The following is a 17,286-nucleotide window of genomic DNA, read 5'->3' as shown; positions in this document are numbered from 1 at the left end:
GCTATCCCGTATGACCGTGGAACTGTCCTGTAGCGTCGGTGATATGGACACCGTACAAGCGTTGCTGACCGGAGAGGTAGAACCGCGCGGGATCGATCTGACGACTGTCGGTGAGTACCCACCCAGGCGTCACCGTCGGTTCTTCCGCCACGGCGAGTTCGACATCTGTGAGGTGTGTATCGCGTCCTACGTCTCCTCGATGGCTGCGGGAGAGGAGTTCCCCTATACCGCGATCCCCGTGTTTCCGAACCGGAAGTTCCGCCTGGCCTTTTTTTATAAGAACGCCGACGCCGGCATCGAGAAGCCCAAAGATCTCGAGGGCAAAAAAGTCGGGACACAGTCCTGGCAGACGACCGCCGACGTCTGGGTCCGCGGGATCGCCCAGGAACACTACGGGCTGGATCTCACCGATGTCCAGTGGTACCGCCGTCGGGAAGACGACGTGCCCGTCGACCTGCCCGAGAGATTCGACATCCAGCGCGTGCCGGGAAAACAGGCAGGAGACGCCATCTACGAGCCCCGTGACATGCAGGACATGCTGTTCTCGGGCGAGTTGGATGCGGCGATGGATCCCTCGGGGTCGCTGTTTCGTGCGGTCTGCCGGAACGACGAGGCCGAGTTCATGTTCGAGGACCCGAAAGCCGAGGAGATCGAGTTCTTCGAACAGACGGGAATGCACCCGCCGATGCATACCGTCGCTATCCGAGATGAGGTCCTCGAAGAGAACCCGTGGGTCGCGGTTAGCATCTACGACGCCTTCTCCGAAGCGTTGGATCGGTGCATCCAGCGCAACGTCAGTCCGAGTAGCCACACCTCGCTCACCTGGAACCATCTCCACTACAAGGAACAACACGAACTACTCGGCGAGGACGCCTGGGAGTACGGACTGCGACCCAAGACCCGGAAGGAACTCCGAACGTTCCTCGGCTACGCGGCGGATCAGGGGTTGATCTCCCGGTCGTACGATGTCGATGACCTGTTCTTCGAAACGACGCTCGATCTGTAGGGGCTATCGATCCTGGACAAATAACTCTTAGTAGCCCAGCGATCCAGAGCGTTTTCGGTCACATACGATCCGTAGTGTCTCTATCACCTGTCGAGGAGGTACTGCAGAATCCGGACTTCCTCCTCGTCAGTGATCTCCTCGGAGTCCATACAGATGTGGACGACCTTGCGGATGAGTTCGGGATCGTCGAGCGACGTCCCGTTTCCGTCAGCCGTTTCCGCGGCGAGCGAGTCGATCCGGCGTTCTAGCTGGTCGACACGTTCGACGAGGTTCTGTGTCGTCTCTGACAGTTCGACAGCGTTCGTGTCGCCCATGCTAGAGCGGTCGCCGCCAGGGATAGAGTCCAGGTCCAGTACTTCTTTGACGAACTGACGACGCTTGTCCCACTCGAACCCGGGGAGACTGTTGACGCGGTTGCTCACTGTCGCAGCCGTGACGTCTAGAAAGCTCGCTATATCGCGCTGGGTCGCATCGGGATGGGCAGCAATTGCCTGTAATGTCCTGATCTGTCTCTCCGAGATCTCCTCGGGGTCGGGGTACTCCTCCGTCGAGGAGTCCGAGTTGTTGTGTTCTGCCAGGACTCGCTTGACGACCGCTGGAGAGACATCCGAGAGCCGTTCCGCGAGCTCCGACGGCGACGCGTACGGGTCCGCCGTTGCGGCCTCAAGTACGCGATCGTGCACGGTCGACGACGGGTCCCCAGAGTGATTCATATGCTCGGGTAAGAGTAACCGGTGCCATACTAAAAAGCTTCATAGGAGCGTGCCGCCGTGACCCCGTCCCTCGCCCATCGCAAGGACCGACACAACCGATCTACACCCAGTCGATGACGAACCGTTCGAGGGCGACTACTGCACCGAAACAGGCGAGTGAGCTAATCGAGACCGTAAAAACGGCTGCGAACATCGCGGCAGTCGTCCCGAATCCATTGTTGTACTCGAGGATGAGCGTGCCGATGCCCTGATTGCCGATGAGAAACTCGCCGACGATAGCGCCGGTGAACGCGAGGATGACACTGATTTTGATGCCAGCGAAGACGGTCGGGAGCGACGAGTAAAGATAGATGTTCTTATAAACCTGCCACCGATTGGCCGAGAAGCTCTCGAGCATCTCCACGAGTTGCTCGTCAGTCTCCTGGAAGCCTGACAGAGTGTTGACGACCATCGGGAAAAAGCTGATGAGGTAGCTCACGGTGATGACGGTGTTCATCCCGAAGCCGAACCAGACGATGAATATCGGTAGCAACGTCACGATGGGGATCGACCGGATCACGATCACGTAGGGGAAGAACGTAATCTCCATGACCTTCCACTCGAACATCACCAGCGACAGCAGGTAGCCCGACACCAGCGTTAGCCCGAAGCCGATAGCAAACTCACGAAGCGTCACCTGCAACTCGGCGAGGATCGTCTCGTGGTGGTCGACAAACGCGGCTGCGATATCCGAGGGCGTCGGGAGGATGTACGCCTGGATGTCCATCGTAGGAACGGCCAACTCCCAGCCGGCCAGAACGACGACTAGAACGGCGGCTGGCAGGAGGACCTCGGGAGCGCGTATCTGCCGCCAACCGGGGGCCGGGAGCGAGCGCATAGACTATATGTAGTTCGGACCGATGTCGTACTGTTCGAGGGCGTCGTATATCTCGTTGGCCGTCTCGACCGCCAGTTCCTGATTGTTGTCGATGAACTGGTTGTCGTACATCTCCTCGGCGGAGACGTCCCCCTCGATGAGGCCCGCCTCGGTGAACGTGTCGATGGTCTGTTCCATCTTTTCGGGGAGATCCAGCCTTTGCCCTGTTCGGTCCCGATCGACGGGTCCGGCACCTGGGCGGCGTAGTACTCCCCGAGGGCACCGCGCTGGATCTCCTCGTCGAACCCTTCGGCGGCCAGCGGTTTGTAGATCTCAAGCACCTCGTCGATCCTGTTGGCGAAAATCTGGTACGCCTTCAGCCATCCGCGGACGAAGCTATTGACCATATCTGGGTTGTTCTCGACCACCTCACGCCGCGTGTAAAGCACGATACCCAGATAATCCAACACCTGAGACGTGATGAGAACGTTCGGTGAGAGTCCCGCGTGTTCCAGTCGGGCCGCGGCCAGCGGGAAAAACTTGATCATCGCGTCGAGGTCTCCGGTACGCAGGAGGCGCTCGCCGTTACCCGGCTGGACGTTCTGGAAGGTGATCGACGAGATGTCGACATCCTTCTTGCGCATAGCCGCCTTTGCTTCGGGACCGGTCGATCCGAACGGGAACTCGCCAACAGTTTTTCCTTCGAGATCCGACCAGGTCGTGATCCCCTGCTCGCCTGTCGTGACGACCCCACCCATCGGATCAAGCAACTGGCCGATGACTACCAGGTCCCCGCCCTCCTCATTTAAGCCGAGGACTTCACTGATCCCATCGTTGCCGAACATGTCATTGCCGCTGGCGACCGCTTTGGCCGCTCCCCCATTAGAAGTCTGGAAATCGACGTTCAAACCCTCCTCTTCCCAGGTTCCGAGTTCGACGCCGGCGTCGTTTAGACCGGTTCCGATCCCGGTACGGATGTACCGGTGTCTGTACGTGACATCGGTCAGTTCCTCCTGCCCATCGTCCTCGTTACCGTTTCCGTTGTTGTCGTCGCTGTCGTTGTCGTTGTCGTCGTCTTCGTCAGCGTTTCCGTTTTCGTCATCTTCGCTCCCTTGGCCCAGACATCCTGATAGCGCAACGCCTGCGGTTGCCCCACCAGCAACCAGAAACTCCCGTCGAGATGCTGCTACCGATCGGAGTCGCGATTTGGCATCACTCTCAGTATGGATGGTGTTTTCCATGTTGTATCTTAATATCTATGCCTCGGTTATATATAAATCATGGGCGATTCCAGCTGTCTGAGAACTCAATACTTAGTGATGAACTGGTGTCACAGGCGCTATAGGGCCGTAAAACACATCTTATGCAATGTGTAGATTATGGGGCAATATAATCCTCATTCGAAAAGAGACTAAACAATATTTAATTGAATGAACACTCGCTTAACAGACCTGTTTAGGACAGCGTCGGATACGCAGTCGACCGGAGCCGTTGACTTAAGTATCGGCTGGCACTGAGCATGATTATGGCCGAGTCGATCAGGATCGACGCACTCAGCAAGTCCTTTGGGTCGGGGCCGGACACGCTTCCCGTCCTCCAGGACGTGAACTTCAGCGTGGCTAGCGAGGAATTCCTCGTTATTCTGGGTCCCTCCGGTTGTGGGAAGACGACCCTGTTGAAGATCATCGCCGGAATCGTCGATCAAACAGACGGTGCCATTTCGCTGCAGGGGGCCTCGTCGTCAGGCGATGTCCGGTCGAGCGCGGATATCTCGATGGTCTTTCAGGACTTCGTACTCCTCCCCTGGAAGACCGTCCTGGAGAACGTCGCCCTGGGGCTGAAAGTCCAGGGCGGCGTCGATAAGTCACGCAGGCGTGAGATCGCACAGGAGTGGATCGAGCGGGTCGGTCTCGAGGGCTTCGAGACGTGCTATCCGACGGAGCTTTCAGGGGGATGCAACAGCGCGTCGGCCTGGCCCGAGCGCTGGCAGTCGACCCGGGAATCCTTCTGATGGACGAACCGTTCGGATCGCTAGACGCCCAGACGAAAGACCAGTTACAGACCGAACTACTCGAACTGTGGCAGGAGGACCGAAAGACGGTCGTGTTCGTGACCCACGACATCGACGAAGCCATTTACATGGCAGATACCATCCTCGTGCTCTCGACAAAACCGGCTACGATCGTCGACCGCGTTACGGTCGATTTCGAGCGGCCACGGACGGAGCGACGACTCGATATCGAGAGCAGTGATGCGTTCAAACGGATCAAATCACGGCTCAGGCGTGATCTCGGATTGACTGATTAGTCGTCTGTTGCCTCTTCTGGCAGCGTGTCGAGGACTGCCTCACCGGGATAGCGTTCGAGGGTCTCGGGAGACAGGTCGGCGTAGTAGCGGGATTTGGCCTCGGTATCTCCCTCGTCCCAGTCGCTCCCCATGTACGCCAGCACGTCAGCCTCCTCCAGCGAGAGCAACCGGCCGTCCAGCCCATCCGCCGTCACGTAGGCGTGTTCGACCTCACCGAAGTAGTAGCTGCAGTTCTCGAACTCGAACGAATCCATCACCGAACATTCGATGTTGCCGACTGCATCGGCCAAAAGCGGTACGTCGACGCTCTGTCCCGGAACCGTCTCTATATCGAGATGGTCGATTTTGTCGACGTCACGGCCGCTGACCGATCCAGCCACGGTCAATGCGTCGATCATGTCCGTCGATGGAGCGGCCAGGACGAACTCCGGGTTCTCCTCGATGAGTTCGTGGGTGTAGGTCTTGTGACTGACCGCTAGCTGGTAGCGGAGCGGATCGTAGCCCGCCAGCATCCACCAGGAAGCGGTCATGAGGTTCGGTCCTCGATCGGGACTGTTCGTGACGACCAGCGAGACGACCTTGGGCTTGAACAGTGACTTCGAGTCGAACTCGGAGATCTCCTCGAATCGCTCGGTGGGATCGATGGCCGTCATTGGTCGTCTTCGACGACCCGATGGACGTTGTCGAAGTAGGTATCGACGTCGCGTTTCACGATCGGTGAGATGACGCGTTTCGGAACCGACGCGACGCCACCGCTGTACTCGACTTCGGCCTGATAGGTCAACTGAACGGTCTCGTCGTCGATTTCCTCCATCTCCATCGCCGCGAGGATCTCGAAGTCGCTACCGGTCTTCGTATCGAAGGCGTTGCCAGTCGTTACGATATAGTCCGGCGGACTCATCTCGACGAACTCGGCTTCGCCGGTCAGCGAGAGCGACATCTGAGCGACTCCACGCGTGATGTCCAGTTCGTATTTCTGCTCGGAGGTGCGCACGATCGACTCTGCCCCCGGAACACACTCTGTCAGCGTCTCCGGGTCGGAGATGGTCGACCAGAGATCGTCTTTGGTTGTGGCGAGTTCGACCGTATCGGCGAACTCCAGGCGCTTGCTGCCTCGTCGACTTGCTCCTCATCGGAGGATTCTTCGTTCTCTTGAATCATACGTAGTTGGCTCTACGCGGACTGTACAAACGGAGGGGGTTACTATTCTTCGGTGAATGCGAGAAACTGAGAACTGGTCGGGAGTTACTCTTCGATGACGGTGAAGGTGTCCGAGGCGACACCGATTTTGGTGACGGTGCCGTCGGCACCCTGGACGTCGACCTGGTAGGCGTACGTGCCGGCCGGGACCGAGTCCATGGTGGTCAGCTCCAGCGTCCCTGCCCACTGTTCCATAGTGTTCTCCTCCTCGCCGGGGATGTACCCGAGTTCGACCGGGTCGAACTGATCGGTCTCCGGGAAGGTGACTGTCACCGAGTCGACAGCGTCAGCACCCACGAACCCGGCGGTCGAGCCGTTGTAGAGGCCGATAACGAACGTCACGTCCATGTCGCTTGCGCGGAACTGCCGTTCGGGCGAACACGCGCCGACAAAGCCGGCAGTTCCGTCCGGCGCGGGGTGGCCGTTCCAGAAGGTCTCGGTCGTGGCGACGTAGTTCGTCTGGCCGACCGGTTGGGGGTCGATGATCGAGAACGAGGCCGCGGCGATCCCGACTTCGTAGAAGTTAGCCTCGTCGTTCGAGACCTGCACTTCGTAGGCGACCGAGCCGGTCTCGGCGTCGTCCGGAATATCGAAGGTGCCGTTCCACTGCGGTTTGTCACCCTCTTCTTCGGCGGGAACGAACTCCAGTTCGACGTCGTCGTACTGTCGGTCCGGGAACGAGACTGTCGCCGAGTCGACGGCGTCGTCGCCGACGATGTCGCCGGTGTCAGAGTCGTAGACTCCGATAACGAAGGTGACGTCCATGTCGTGGCGGAACTGCTGTTCAGGCGAGCACGTACCCACGTATCCACCGGTGCCCTCCGGCGCAGGGTGGCCGTTCCAGTAGGTGTTCGTCGAGACGATGTAGTTTTGCGGGTCCGATGCCGAACCGTTCTCGGTACCGTTCTCGGTACCGTTTTCGCCACCGTTCTCGGTATCGTTCTCGTTGCCGTTTTCGGTGCCGTTTTCGCCACCGTTCTCGTCGTTGCCGCCGGTACACCCGGCGAGGCCGACCGTCGCCCACGTCGCTGCGCCCGTGGCCAATACCTTTCTACGTGTCGTTAGTCGACTCCCTCGCGAGCCGTCGTTCTTGTTAAACGAATCATCGTCTTTGTTCCGGTCGTTGTTAGCTCCCATTATGTACTGAACACCAATCCGCACCGTAATAAATACTCTTGTTTCTTTTATTCCATGGGAATCAGATGTATGTCGGGGTATCGGCTAAATAGAACAAAGTTTTGAAATTACCCACGAAGAAAACAAATGTTTAGTTGTTTAACTCCGGTCGACTATTCGTTTGTGCAGATGGATGCCACAGGGTTCGATCCGGGAGATAATTGTCGCGTGAACCGTCCCAGATTCTTGTAATAGGGGAACGGCTTTATGTGGGCTGCATCGCTATCATAAGGCAGTATGAGTAACGACGATCCTGAACCTTCTGGAGGTAACAATGAGGAGACGGGCCCGAATCAGCGATCGAATCTCACGCGACGTCGACTCGTTGCGTCCGGTGCAGCGACGTGGGCGACGATCGGTCTTGCTGGCTGTAACTATATTACTGATCCGGGCCCCGAAGACGACGCTGGTGGTGACGGTGGTGACGATGGTGACGATGGTGGGAATGAGACGCCGTCAGAGAATACGACGGTCTCGAACGAGACGACGACGACCGAAAATGGGGGCGAAAACGGTGGCGAAGAGGAAGGACAGTCCTGTGCGAGCATCGGTCGGTTCGCGGCCGGGACGGACATCGCAATGAACGTCGATGTCTTCGATCAGGTGTCCGGCGATCACTTGGGCGCCGGCGAGCTCGAGTCCGTGACCGTCGAGTTCCCGGATGCCGACTTCGATCCGATCAACCTCGACTGGTCGGGACCTCACGAGAAGTTCAGACCTGAAGAGTGGGGTGGGAAACTCTCGACCGACGACGACGTCTCGTCGGGGACGTATCGGTACGAAATCGTTGTCGAGGGCGAGAGCATCGACGGAACGGAGCGGATCACCGACCAGCTCACGATAGTCTAGCCGCGATTAGCTGTACCACTGCGAACTCTGGTCGCGCCCAGCGAGCCCGAGCCAGGGTGGGGATTTTCTCTTCCAGCCGCATTTGCGTGAGGTATACCACTACCCCCGGCCGGACCTCCTGATGCATATCGACGTTCACTCCGACCCAGTTGTCCGGTCGCTAGACGTCGAGACGAAGTCGGGCCGCAAGATGGGCGGCGAGTGAGCGCTCGACCGCCGGGCCACCACTGAGTCACGTTTTTCTCTCTGCATACCCACCGACCTGTATGGACCATCAGGACGTCGCCGACCTTATCGAAGCCGAACTTCCGGATGCACAGGCAACAGTTACGCGCCCGCGCGGCGTTGAAGAGGACGACCATCTCGCGGCCGAGATAGTCTCCCCGGCGTTCGAGGGGAAATCACTGGTCGAACAGCACGAACTCGTCTACGACGCGCTGGGCGAGCACATGACGACCGACATCCACGCTATCGAACTGAGCACGTACACGCCCGAGCAGTACGAGGAGTAAGCGGCGGCAGGCCTTTTAATGAGTAGCCACGAGTACCCGCCATATGACGTTCGAGCCAGAAACTGACCTGTCCGCGGACGAGGTAGCAGAGCGCGTCGAGGAAGTCATCGAGCAGAACGACGTCGTCCTCTTCATGAAAGGCACCGAACTAATGCCACAGTGTGGTTACTCCCGCAAAGCGCTCGGTCTGCTTAGCCAGTACCGCGACGACGTCGAGACGGTCGACGTACTGCAGGCCCTCGACGAGTATCGTGCGGCGTTAGAAGACCACAGCGGCTGGGAGACGATTCCACAGACGTTCGTCGACGGCGAGTTCGTCGGCGGCAGTGATATCGTCGAGGAACTCGACGAGCGTGGCGAACTCGAGTCCAAACTCGACGTCTGAGGGGCAGAGACGCGGGGGAGACAGTACCGATGCGAGCAACCCCGGGTTCGTCGCTCCGATAATTCGAAATTCGAAACTCGATTTCGCTGTTCGTAATCTTTCGCCGGGCTTATTACGATGTACGGACTTCGAGTAGATAGAAATGACTACCGACGGGACAACCGGCGACGAGGAGGATCGCACGATCCTGCTCATCGGGAGCGGTCCGATACAGATCGGACAGGCTGCCGAATTCGACTATTCGGGCGCACAGGCCTGCCGCGCGCTCCAGGAGGAGGGTGCGAAGGTCGTACTGGTCAACTCCAACCCCGCGACGATCATGACGGACCCGGAGATGGCCGACGAAGTGTACATCGAACCGATCACGACCGAGGCCATCTCGGAGATCATCGCCGCTGAGCGGCCCGACGGCGTTATCGCCGGACTGGGCGGCCAGACTGGGCTGAACGTCACCGCCGAACTCGCCGAAGAGGGCGTCCTCGACGAGTACGACGTCGAGATCATGGGCACGTCGCTGGACACCATCTACGCGACCGAGGACCGTGATCTGTTTCGCCAGCGCATGGAGAACATCGGCCAGCCGGTTCCCGCGTCGACGACGATCTCCCTCGACGAGGGCGAATCCGTCGCCGAACTCACCGACGCCGACCTGGAAGACCGAGTCCACGACGCGGTCGACGAGGTCGGCGGACTGCCGGTCATCGCGCGCACCACCTACACGCTCGGTGGCTCCGGCTCCGGCGTCGTCGGCGAGATGGGCGAACTGATCGAGCGCGTCCGCAAGGGCTTCGCCTCTCGCGCAACAGTGAGGTGCTGATCACCGAGTCGATCGCCGGCTGGGTCGAGTACGAATACGAGGTGATGCGGGATGCCGACGACTCCTGTATCATCATCTGCAACATGGAGAACATCGACCCGATGGGCATTCACACGGGCGAATCGACAGTCGTCACGCCCTCCCAGATCGTCCCCGACCAGGGCCACCAGGAGATGCGCACCGCCGCACTCGACGTGATCCGCGAACTCGGCATCCAGGGCGGCTGTAACATCCAGTTCGCGTGGCACGACGACGGGACGCCTGGTGGCGAATACAGGGTGGTCGAGGTCAACCCACGCGTCTCCCGCTCGTCTGCGCTCGCCTCGAAGGCGACCGGCTACCCCATCGCCCGCGTGACCGCGAAGGTCGCGCTCGGCAAGCGCCTCCACGAGATAGACAACGAGATCACCGGCGAGACGACCGCCGCCTTCGAGCCAGCGATCGACTACGTCGTCACCAAGGTGCCGCGCTGGCCCAAAGACAAGTTCGAGGACGTCGACTTCGAGCTGACGACGGCGATGAAATCGACGGGCGAGGCGATGTCGATCGGCCGCACGTTCGAGGAGTCACTGCTGAAGGCGCTTCGTTCCTCGGAGTACGACCCCGAGGCCGACTGGGCCGAGGTCGACGACGGGGAACTCGAAGAACACTACCTCGAACGACCGTCGCCGGATCGTCCGTACGCGATGTTCGAGGCGTTCGAGCGCGGCTACGACGTCGACGAGGTCGTCGAACTGACTGGCATCTTCGAGTGGTACACAGAGCGGTACAAACGCATTGCCGACTCGACGCAGCGGCCCAGAACGGCGACTTTACCGAGGCGGCGATCGCGGGTCACACCAATGCGACTATCGCCGCGGCAGGGGGCGCAGAGGTCGAGAGCGTCGAGCAGTCGGTGCCTGGCCGTAGCTACAAGCAGGTCGACACCTGTGCCGGCGAATTCGAGGCCGAGACGCCGTACTACTACTCCTCGCGCAAGTCGGAGTTCGAGTCCGGGCCGCTGAAAGGCGACGCCGCGGCGGGCGAACTCGAAGTCGACCGCGACGCCGAGAGCGTGATCGTCGTCGGCGGTGGTCCGATCCGCATCGGACAGGGCGTCGAGTTCGACTACTGTTCGGTCCACGCGGTCCGTGCGCTACGCGAACTCGGTATCGACGCCTACGTCGTCAACAACAACCCCGAGACGGTCTCGACCGACTACGACACCTCCGACGGCCTCTTTTTCGAGCCGATTACGGCCGAAGAGGTCGCGGACGTGGCCGAGGCCACCGGTGCTGACGGCGTGATGGTCCAGTTCGGTGGGCAGACGTCGGTCAACATCGGCGAACCCTTGCAGGACGAGATCGAGCGCCGCGGTCTGGACTGCGAGATCATGGGCACGAGCGTCGAGGCGATGGACCTTGCGGAGGATCGCAACCGGTTCAACGCCCTGATGAACGACCTGGGCATCGCCCAGCCAGAGGGTGGTACCGCCACCAGCGAGGGGGAGCGATCGAACTCGCTCACGAGATCGGCTACCCCGTTCTCGTGCGCCCCTCCTACGTACTCGGCGGTCGCGCGATGCAGGTCGTCTACAGCGACGCCGAACTGAAGACCTACATCGAGGAGGCGGTTCGTGTCGCACCGGACAAACCGATCCTCGTCGACGACTTCCTCGAAGACGCCATCGAACTCGACGTCGATGCCGTGGCGGACGGCGAGAACGTCATCATCGGCGGTATCATGGAACACGTCGAAAGCGCCGGGGTCCACTCCGGCGACTCGGCGTGTATGATCCCGCCCCGGTCGCTCGGCCGCGACGTCAACCGCCGCGTCCGCGAAGTGACCGAAGAGATCGCCCACGCGCTCGATACGGTCGGCCTGATGAACGTCCAACTCGCAGTCAAGGACGAGGAAGTGTACGTGCTGGAAGCGAACCCACGCTCTTCGCGTACCGTCCCGTTCGTCTCGAAGGCGACCGGCGTTCCGATCGCAAAGCTCGCGGCGAAGGTGATGAACGGCACCCCCTCGACGAACTCGACGTGCAAGAGCAGGTTCCCGCCCAGACCTCGATCAAGGAGGTCGTCCTGCCGTTCGACCGTCTGCCGGGGTCGGACCCGCGTCTCGGCCCGGAGATGAAATCGACCGGCGAGGTCATGGGGACCGCAGACACGTTCGGCAAAGCCTACGACAAAGCCCAGGACTCGGTCGGCAAGCCGATCCCCGAATCGGGGACTGTCGTCATCGATCTCTCGGCCGACGAGTTCCCCGGCCCGGACAGCGAGACCGGCGAGGCTCTGGTTGACGGGTTCACCAACTACTACGATCTCTGCGAAGCAGTCGATCTGATCGATGCAGTCAAGCGCGGCGAGGTCGATCTGATCATCTCGCGCGACCGCGATCTGCTGGAGACGGCCGTCGAGGAGGAAGTCACGTACTTCTCGACGACCGCTTCCGCGAAGGCGGCGCTCGAAGCACGCAAGCAACAGGACGATCCGATCGACGTCAGACCGGTTACCGACCGCCCACAGCGTCAGGAGTACTGGGGCCAGCCCAAACAGTAGCTGACGGCCCACACGACTGACTGACCGTCCGGCGGACCAGACTTGCAAGTTACTGTCCAGTCGCTGGCGGCAGGACGACTCTTCTAGCGGCACCAATTTCCGTATTATCCGAAATATGCCTAAAGAGGGCCTGAAACCTCCGTGTACAATCGGATATAAACTAACTAAATTCGGATAAATATGGTGCAATTCGGGCAAACAAACTGCCTCTTATTACCCCGATTAGCACCTGGGTCTGGATGCATGACGAACAACCGAGCGGATTACGAACGACAGAATCGCACGTCGGACGACGACGACGGTATGCACCGCCGCAGTGTACTCGCGGCCGGCGGGGCAGCGGGTGCCGCGTTGATCGCTGGCTGTACGGGTGGCGGCGATACCGAACCCACGACCGACGACAAGAACGTCGAAAGCGGCATGTTCCGTCTGTTGGTCACTGACCTGCCGGCCGATATCGGCGACTTCGACTCCCTCGAGGTTACGCTCGACGAAGCGCGCGTGTTCCCTGGCGAAGAAGAGGACGATGGGGAAGCCGAAAACGGCGAAGAAGACGAAGAGGACGACGAGGAAGCCGAAAACGGCGAGGACGCCGAAGAGAACGATGGGGAAGCCGAAAACGGCGAAGAAGACGGAGAAGACGTGCCGGACGAGGACGGCGCGAACGAGGAAGACGAGCAAGAAGGTGAAAAAGAAGACGAAGAGGAAGAAGAGGAGACGATCGGGACTCCTTCTACATCGAACTGGACAGCGCGACCGTCGATCTAACCCAGGTCGTCGGCGACAAAGCGATGGCCGTCTTCGAGGGCGAACTCGACGCCGGCAAGTACTCCAAAGTCGAACTCTACGCGGAGAACATCGTGGGAATGGTCGACGGCGAGGAGGTCAACGTGAAGATTCCCAGCGGGAAACTCCAGATAGTCCACGGGTTCGAGGTTCGTGCGGAGGAGACCACGACCTTCGTCTTCGACATTCACGTCGTCCGGAAAGGCAACGGCGGCTATAATCTGCGCCCCGTCATCTCGGGGAGCGGTGTCAACGGCGAAGACGTCGACGTCGAAGAGGTCGATGACGAGGACGAAGAGGAAGAAGAAGACGATGAAGCGGCCGACGAAGCAGACGCCGAAGACGCGGATGACAGCGACGAACAGAACACAGAGCAGGATTCGAACGACGCCGATGGGGATGACTCGACTGACAACTCTACCCAGTAACGTATCGACTCCGGTCTCTGACGCCGTAGTACAGTAGTTGACGTCCCTTTGTACCCTATATCGACGTCCCACCCCATACCTCCTTACTCAGCGCGTCGTAACTATCGCGTATGAGACGTCGTGACGGAGCGCCCGGGCGGGAAACGCAGGCTGCCGACTCTACGGAGCGACGCATCTGGTACGGTCACGGGACGCTCAGGCGGGTCGAAAAAGATCCCCTCGGCATGCTTCTGCAGGACGTCATCCGAATCTACGCCGAGATTTCGGTGCTATCGTTGCCAGTGCTGGTGCTCGTGATGTTGCTCCCGCCCGGTGTCTGGTACGATGCCACGGCGACCGCGCTTGTCGCGTGGATGCTGATGACGGCCGTCGGAACGCTGATCCGGGGCGGGTGGATCCAGCCCCTTGCGACGGAGACTGCGGGCTGGGTGACGCTCTCGCCCTGGCTACTCGCACTTCGGGTCGTCTACTTCAATCTCGCCTTCGTGGTGTCGGCCTTTGGGGGGTCGTGGTCGCCGCCGCCCTCGGCTGGCCGCCCGCGGGTGTTCTCTGGGCTGGTCCCGTGGCTATCGTCTCGATCCTGCTGTTCCCCCGCGTCGCCGAAGAAACGGCGGCCCGGGTCGGCTACCACTAGACAGCGGCCTCGTCGAACTCGAAGAGGACGGTATCACAGTCTTCACACGCGAGCACCAGTTGTCCCGGTCGGCGCTGATACGTGCCGGGGCCGCCACAGCAGTTCCGGATCGTCGTCTCGATGACGTCGCCGCCACAGTTCGGACAGAGTTCGATGAACGTTCGCAGCGGCTCTGCCGCCGCCGCGCGCATATCGGCGTCCACGTCCCAGTTAGCGAGCGTCTCGGTTGCCGCCACCTCGGCGATCGCGATCGGGTGGCTGAGCCAGATATCGCGGCCCGCGCCCTTGATCAGGATCCGACTGCCGTGGGCCTCCCCTTCGACGTCGTGTGGTGAGGCCGCCGCCGTTCGGTCCGCCAGCGCCTGCGGTTCGAGGTCGGCGAGTTCTTCGATCCGGTCTTCCCAGCTATCCCGGAACGACTCGTTCAGGAATAGCTCTTCCTCGCCGGCTTCGATAACGCCTGCCCCGGCGAGTGCCTCAATGATCTCTTCGCCCTCGAAGTTGGCCGGATCGGCCTCCGTGTCGTCGCTCCCGGTGAGCGACCCGGACCCGACGCCCTCCGGTTCGTCGTGGTCGAAGTCGACCGGGAGTGGGCGAACCAGATCGGGAGCGAACGACGGCGTGCCCGGAACGACGTAACCACGGAGGTAGATCAGTACACTCCCGACGCCGACGGCGAGATAGCCGAGCGGCTTTCGCACCTTGTAGAGGATCAGGCCGATTATCGCGACTATCGCGGCGTTGACAACCGTACACGACTCGCAGCGATTCTCGCCGGTGTACTCCGGACGACGAATCGCCTCGGCCCCCGCGCGAGGCTATCGATCAGTGACATACCAAATCGTTTGCTTCAGGTGTTGTAAAAATATCGACTACGGTGGCGATCAGACCATTTCGGCCGGTTTCGTCGTCGGATCGCCGTGGACGAGTCGGTACACGCTCGGGAACGCCGCCAGTCCCAGCGCGATAACGACGCCGCCGAAGAGGGTATACCAGTACGATCCCAGCGAAACCGCCGCCGCTCCGACGCCCCACGACGAGATAAAATACAGGACGCTAAAGTACAGCACCCGGAGCGGCGCGCTCGTCAACTCGCCGCGACGGGGCCACTTCCCGACATCGATCGTCTGCTGGCGAAAGCCCGCGAGCGACAGATAGCCGACGAACAGTGCCATGAGACCCGCCAGCGGGACCGCATCGGGATACTGGTACTGCAGCAGGAACACTGCCAGAAAGCCAGGCGTCGCCAGGACCGATAGCTCGACCCCGGCGAAGAAAATCTCCTCCAGCCAGCCAAACAGCCCAAGGCTCTCTTCGATCGCGTCGTCGGCCGCGTTCTCTGAGGTCGTCACAATCAGTATCGTGTTCTGCATCCACCGACTTAACGCTTTCAGCGTCACCAGGTGGCTACTCTCCCGACTGTGAGTCTCTGAGGTGCGCCAGAAGAGCGGGTTCTCGGAGACGAATCTTACTGTTCGCTATTCGTATTTGATGATTGATCATTCGAGACTTGCGGTATCTATAAGTAGGATAGTATCATTAACAACAGGTGTAATGGTTGAAAACGATCCGACCACTGACGGAAAGCCGAGTGGCGTTTCCCGACGCCGGTTCCTGCAAGCTACAGGAGCGGCGAGCGCCGCAATGGGCGTTGCTGGCTGTCTCGGGGACGAATTCGAGGGAATAGAAATCTCGGCGGACGACAACTTCGCCGGAATCGAAGACGAGATTCAGCAGGCGCTCTGGGACGCGGGTCTCGACGAGGGCATCGAAATCCGGATCCTGCCAGGCGACTTCGAGACTGACTCACGACGGGCAGACTACACGAATACACTGGACGCGGGCCGTGCCAGTCCGGACGTCTTCATGATGGACTCCGGCTGGACGATTCCGTTTATGCTCCGCGAGCAGGTCGTCAACCTCGAAGAGGAACTCTCGGACGAGACGCTCGAGTCCGTCAAGAACGACTACCTGCAGGCCTCGGTCGACACCGCAACCAATCCGGAAACTGGCGAACTGCAGGCGCTCCCGTTCTTCCCGGACTACCCGATGATGAACTACCGGAAGGATCTGGTCGAGGAGGCCGGGTTCGATCCGGAAGCCGAGAACTGGTCGACCGAGCCGATGACCTGGCAGCAGTTCGCCGAAGTCGCCGCCGAGGTCTGGGAGTACCACGGCGGCTCCGACGGCGATTACGACTACGGGTTCACCACGCAGGCACAGGCCTACGAGGGCCTTTCGTGCTGTACGTTCAACGAGACGATGACCTCGTGGGGCGGTGCGTACTTCGGCGACCACGAGAACCTCTTCGGGCCGGTCGGTGACCGGCCGGTCACCGTCGACGACGAGCCGATGTACGACACGATCCGCATGATGCGGTCGTTCATGTACGGTCCCGACGAGGAGAACACCCTCGACGGCTACCCACAGATCACCAACAGCGATCTCGTCGAATTCGGCGAAGAGGAGGCCCGGGCCCCGTTCACAGGCGGGAACGCGATCTTCATGCGTAACTGGCCGTACGTCATCCCGATCCACGCCGAGGACGGTGTCGGCGAGGTCGGAACGATGCCGCTCCCCTACGCGGTCGAAGAATCGGAAGCCGAGTACGAGGGTGCTGGCGGTAGCTCTCACGCCCTTGGCGGCTGGCACTTCACTGTCAACCCCAACTCGGACAGCGTCGACGACGCTGTGCAGGTGCTCGAGGCCTTTGCCAACGAGAGCGTGATGCTCGAGGTCTTCGAGTTGCAGGCGACGCTCCCGCCGGACCCGAATGTCCTGTCGAACGCCGACCCGGAGGCGGTCGGACCGATCGGCGATCACCTCGACACCCTGTCGTTCATCGCCGAGAACACCGTTCCGCGGCCGGTGACCGATCTCTGGCCCGAGCAGTCCGCACTCGTCTACCAGGAGGTCCACGATGCCTACAGGGGCGAAAAGACTCCCGAAGACGCGATGTCTGAACTCCAAACCCAGCTCGAAAGTTCCGAACAGTAAGGGTGTAACGCCTGTCGGACCCGCTCCCCGATAGGTTTAATACTCATTTCCAATGTTACTTATTAATCAACACAGAT

General features: G+C 60.4%; 19 protein-coding genes and 1 pseudogene. 11 read left to right on the top strand and 9 right to left on the bottom strand.

Annotation, left to right across the window (positions count from 1 at the left end; genetic code table 11):
* The first annotated feature begins 10 nt into the window (after positions 1-10).
* On the top strand, positions 11-1,006 hold the full coding sequence (locus ACFQH2_RS00445; protein WP_377055779.1) for an ABC transporter substrate-binding protein: 996 nt from the start codon (positions 11-13) through the stop codon (positions 1,004-1,006).
* An 83-nt stretch (positions 1,007-1,089) separates the two neighbouring features.
* On the opposite strand, the gene ACFQH2_RS00440 is transcribed toward ACFQH2_RS00445, so the two are convergent.
* The 3 genes from ACFQH2_RS00440 to ACFQH2_RS00430 form a co-directional block, all read right to left on the bottom strand.
* Entirely contained in the window at positions 1,090-1,719 is a 630-nt protein-coding gene (locus tag ACFQH2_RS00440) for a winged helix-turn-helix transcriptional regulator (protein WP_377055777.1), read from the bottom strand.
* 100 nt (positions 1,720-1,819) lie between these two features.
* Positions 1,820-2,500, bottom strand: coding sequence for an ABC transporter permease (locus ACFQH2_RS00435; RefSeq protein WP_377076322.1), 681 nt, complete (start codon positions 2,498-2,500; stop codon positions 1,820-1,822).
* A 23-nt stretch (positions 2,501-2,523) separates the two neighbouring features.
* Positions 2,524-3,816 (bottom strand): ABC transporter substrate-binding protein, encoded by a 1,293-nt coding sequence (locus ACFQH2_RS00430; RefSeq protein WP_377076321.1) that lies wholly within the window; start codon positions 3,814-3,816, stop codon positions 2,524-2,526.
* A 284-nt stretch (positions 3,817-4,100) separates the two neighbouring features.
* Here ACFQH2_RS00430 and ACFQH2_RS00425 point away from each other — a divergent pair, with 284 nt between their 5' ends.
* Together ACFQH2_RS00425 and ACFQH2_RS00420 are read left to right on the top strand one after the other, a co-directional pair.
* Complete coding sequence (locus ACFQH2_RS00425) at positions 4,101-4,586, top strand: ABC transporter ATP-binding protein (protein ID WP_377076320.1); 486 nt, start codon at positions 4,101-4,103, stop codon at positions 4,584-4,586.
* A complete protein-coding gene (locus ACFQH2_RS00420) occupies positions 4,586-4,882 on the top strand; it encodes a hypothetical protein (protein WP_377076319.1) in 297 nt (98 codons plus the stop codon). Before ACFQH2_RS00425 ends, ACFQH2_RS00420 begins: the two co-directional genes overlap by 1 nt.
* Here the strand turns inward: ACFQH2_RS00420 and ACFQH2_RS00415 are convergent.
* From ACFQH2_RS00415 to ACFQH2_RS00405, 3 genes are all read right to left on the bottom strand, one after another.
* Positions 4,879-5,535 carry a flavin reductase family protein gene (locus ACFQH2_RS00415; protein WP_377055769.1) on the bottom strand — a complete coding sequence of 219 codons (657 nt, stop codon included), beginning with the start codon at positions 5,533-5,535 and terminating at the stop codon, positions 4,879-4,881. The genes ACFQH2_RS00420 and ACFQH2_RS00415 overlap by 4 nt on opposite strands.
* Positions 5,532-5,984 (bottom strand): CoxG family protein, encoded by a 453-nt coding sequence (locus tag ACFQH2_RS00410; RefSeq protein ID WP_377076951.1) that lies wholly within the window; start codon positions 5,982-5,984, stop codon positions 5,532-5,534. The genes ACFQH2_RS00415 and ACFQH2_RS00410 overlap by 4 nt, the downstream gene beginning before the upstream one ends.
* A 143-nt stretch (positions 5,985-6,127) precedes the next feature.
* Complete coding sequence (locus ACFQH2_RS00405; RefSeq protein WP_377055765.1) at positions 6,128-7,219, bottom strand: hypothetical protein; 1,092 nt, start codon at positions 7,217-7,219, stop codon at positions 6,128-6,130.
* Between the two features lie 276 nt (positions 7,220-7,495).
* Between ACFQH2_RS00405 and ACFQH2_RS00400 the strand changes: the two genes are divergently transcribed.
* From ACFQH2_RS00400 to ACFQH2_RS00370, 7 genes and pseudogenes are all read left to right on the top strand, one after another.
* Positions 7,496-8,107 carry a hypothetical protein gene (locus ACFQH2_RS00400; protein ID WP_377055763.1) on the top strand — a complete coding sequence of 204 codons (612 nt, stop codon included), beginning with the start codon at positions 7,496-7,498 and terminating at the stop codon, positions 8,105-8,107.
* An 82-nt stretch (positions 8,108-8,189) separates the two neighbouring features.
* Positions 8,190-8,312 (top strand): hypothetical protein, encoded by a 123-nt coding sequence (locus ACFQH2_RS00395; protein WP_377076318.1) that lies wholly within the window; start codon positions 8,190-8,192, stop codon positions 8,310-8,312.
* Positions 8,313-8,373: 61 nt separating this feature from the next.
* Entirely contained in the window at positions 8,374-8,619 is a 246-nt protein-coding gene (locus ACFQH2_RS00390; protein WP_377055761.1) for a BolA family protein, read from the top strand.
* 43 nt (positions 8,620-8,662) lie between these two features.
* The gene (locus tag ACFQH2_RS00385) at positions 8,663-9,004 is read left to right on the top strand and encodes a glutaredoxin family protein (protein ID WP_377055759.1); all 342 of its coding nucleotides are present in this window, start codon (positions 8,663-8,665) and stop codon (positions 9,002-9,004) included.
* 142 nt (positions 9,005-9,146) lie between these two features.
* Positions 9,147-12,364 (top strand): annotated as a pseudogene (carB, locus tag ACFQH2_RS00380) (carbamoyl-phosphate synthase large subunit).
* A 243-nt stretch (positions 12,365-12,607) separates the two neighbouring features.
* Positions 12,608-13,132 carry a hypothetical protein gene (locus ACFQH2_RS00375; protein WP_377076317.1) on the top strand — a complete coding sequence of 175 codons (525 nt, stop codon included), beginning with the start codon at positions 12,608-12,610 and terminating at the stop codon, positions 13,130-13,132.
* Positions 13,133-13,155: 23 nt separating this feature from the next.
* On the top strand, positions 13,156-13,578 hold the full coding sequence (locus ACFQH2_RS00370; RefSeq protein ID WP_377076316.1) for a DUF4382 domain-containing protein: 423 nt from the start codon (positions 13,156-13,158) through the stop codon (positions 13,576-13,578).
* Between the two features lie 466 nt (positions 13,579-14,044).
* Here ACFQH2_RS00370 and ACFQH2_RS00365 read toward each other — a convergent pair whose 3' ends face one another.
* The 3 genes from ACFQH2_RS00365 to ACFQH2_RS00355 all read right to left on the bottom strand — a co-directional run bounded on the left by ACFQH2_RS00365 (position 14,045) and on the right by ACFQH2_RS00355 (position 15,564).
* Positions 14,045-14,209 (bottom strand): hypothetical protein, encoded by a 165-nt coding sequence (locus tag ACFQH2_RS00365; protein ID WP_377076315.1) that lies wholly within the window; start codon positions 14,207-14,209, stop codon positions 14,045-14,047.
* On the bottom strand, positions 14,209-14,913 hold the full coding sequence (locus ACFQH2_RS00360; protein WP_377076314.1) for a hypothetical protein: 705 nt from the start codon (positions 14,911-14,913) through the stop codon (positions 14,209-14,211). Before ACFQH2_RS00360 ends, ACFQH2_RS00365 begins: the two co-directional genes overlap by 1 nt.
* 183 nt (positions 14,914-15,096) lie before the next feature.
* The gene (locus tag ACFQH2_RS00355) at positions 15,097-15,564 is read right to left on the bottom strand and encodes a hypothetical protein (protein ID WP_377055751.1); all 468 of its coding nucleotides are present in this window, start codon (positions 15,562-15,564) and stop codon (positions 15,097-15,099) included.
* A gap of 202 nt (positions 15,565-15,766) precedes the next feature.
* On the opposite strand from ACFQH2_RS00355, the gene ACFQH2_RS00350 reads away from it, so the two are divergent.
* Positions 15,767-17,209 carry a substrate-binding domain-containing protein gene (locus ACFQH2_RS00350; RefSeq protein WP_377055749.1) on the top strand — a complete coding sequence of 481 codons (1,443 nt, stop codon included), beginning with the start codon at positions 15,767-15,769 and terminating at the stop codon, positions 17,207-17,209.
* Positions 17,210-17,286 lie beyond the last annotated feature (77 nt).

The organism is Natronoarchaeum sp. GCM10025703 (genome assembly GCF_042661985.1).
GTDB lineage: Archaea > Halobacteriota > Halobacteria > Halobacteriales > Natronoarchaeaceae > Natranaeroarchaeum.
Note: the sequence above shows the minus strand (reverse complement) of the source record. Positions and strands in the feature narration are given on the sequence as shown.

Excerpts from the sequence above, each read along its gene's own strand:
- ACFQH2_RS00440 (WP_377055777.1), bottom strand. The coding sequence starts at position 1,719 with ATGAATCACTCTGGGGACCCGTCGTCGACCGTGCACGATCGCGTACTT.
- ACFQH2_RS00445 (WP_377055779.1), top strand. The coding sequence starts at position 11 with ATGACCGTGGAACTGTCCTGTAGCGTCGGTGATATGGACACCGTACAA.
- ACFQH2_RS00405 (WP_377055765.1), bottom strand. The coding sequence starts at position 7,219 with ATGGGAGCTAACAACGACCGGAACAAAGACGATGATTCGTTTAACAAG.
- ACFQH2_RS00350 (WP_377055749.1), top strand. The coding sequence starts at position 15,767 with ATGGTTGAAAACGATCCGACCACTGACGGAAAGCCGAGTGGCGTTTCC.
- ACFQH2_RS00430 (WP_377076321.1), bottom strand. The coding sequence starts at position 3,816 with ATGGAAAACACCATCCATACTGAGAGTGATGCCAAATCGCGACTCCGA.
- ACFQH2_RS00400 (WP_377055763.1), top strand. The coding sequence starts at position 7,496 with ATGAGTAACGACGATCCTGAACCTTCTGGAGGTAACAATGAGGAGACG.
- ACFQH2_RS00425 (WP_377076320.1), top strand. The coding sequence starts at position 4,101 with ATGGCCGAGTCGATCAGGATCGACGCACTCAGCAAGTCCTTTGGGTCG.
- ACFQH2_RS00390 (WP_377055761.1), top strand. The coding sequence starts at position 8,374 with ATGGACCATCAGGACGTCGCCGACCTTATCGAAGCCGAACTTCCGGAT.
- ACFQH2_RS00385 (WP_377055759.1), top strand. The coding sequence starts at position 8,663 with ATGACGTTCGAGCCAGAAACTGACCTGTCCGCGGACGAGGTAGCAGAG.
- ACFQH2_RS00415 (WP_377055769.1), bottom strand. The coding sequence starts at position 5,535 with ATGACGGCCATCGATCCCACCGAGCGATTCGAGGAGATCTCCGAGTTC.
- ACFQH2_RS00420 (WP_377076319.1), top strand. The coding sequence starts at position 4,586 with ATGGACGAACCGTTCGGATCGCTAGACGCCCAGACGAAAGACCAGTTA.
- ACFQH2_RS00375 (WP_377076317.1), top strand. The coding sequence starts at position 12,608 with ATGACGAACAACCGAGCGGATTACGAACGACAGAATCGCACGTCGGAC.
- ACFQH2_RS00370 (WP_377076316.1), top strand. The coding sequence starts at position 13,156 with ATGGCCGTCTTCGAGGGCGAACTCGACGCCGGCAAGTACTCCAAAGTC.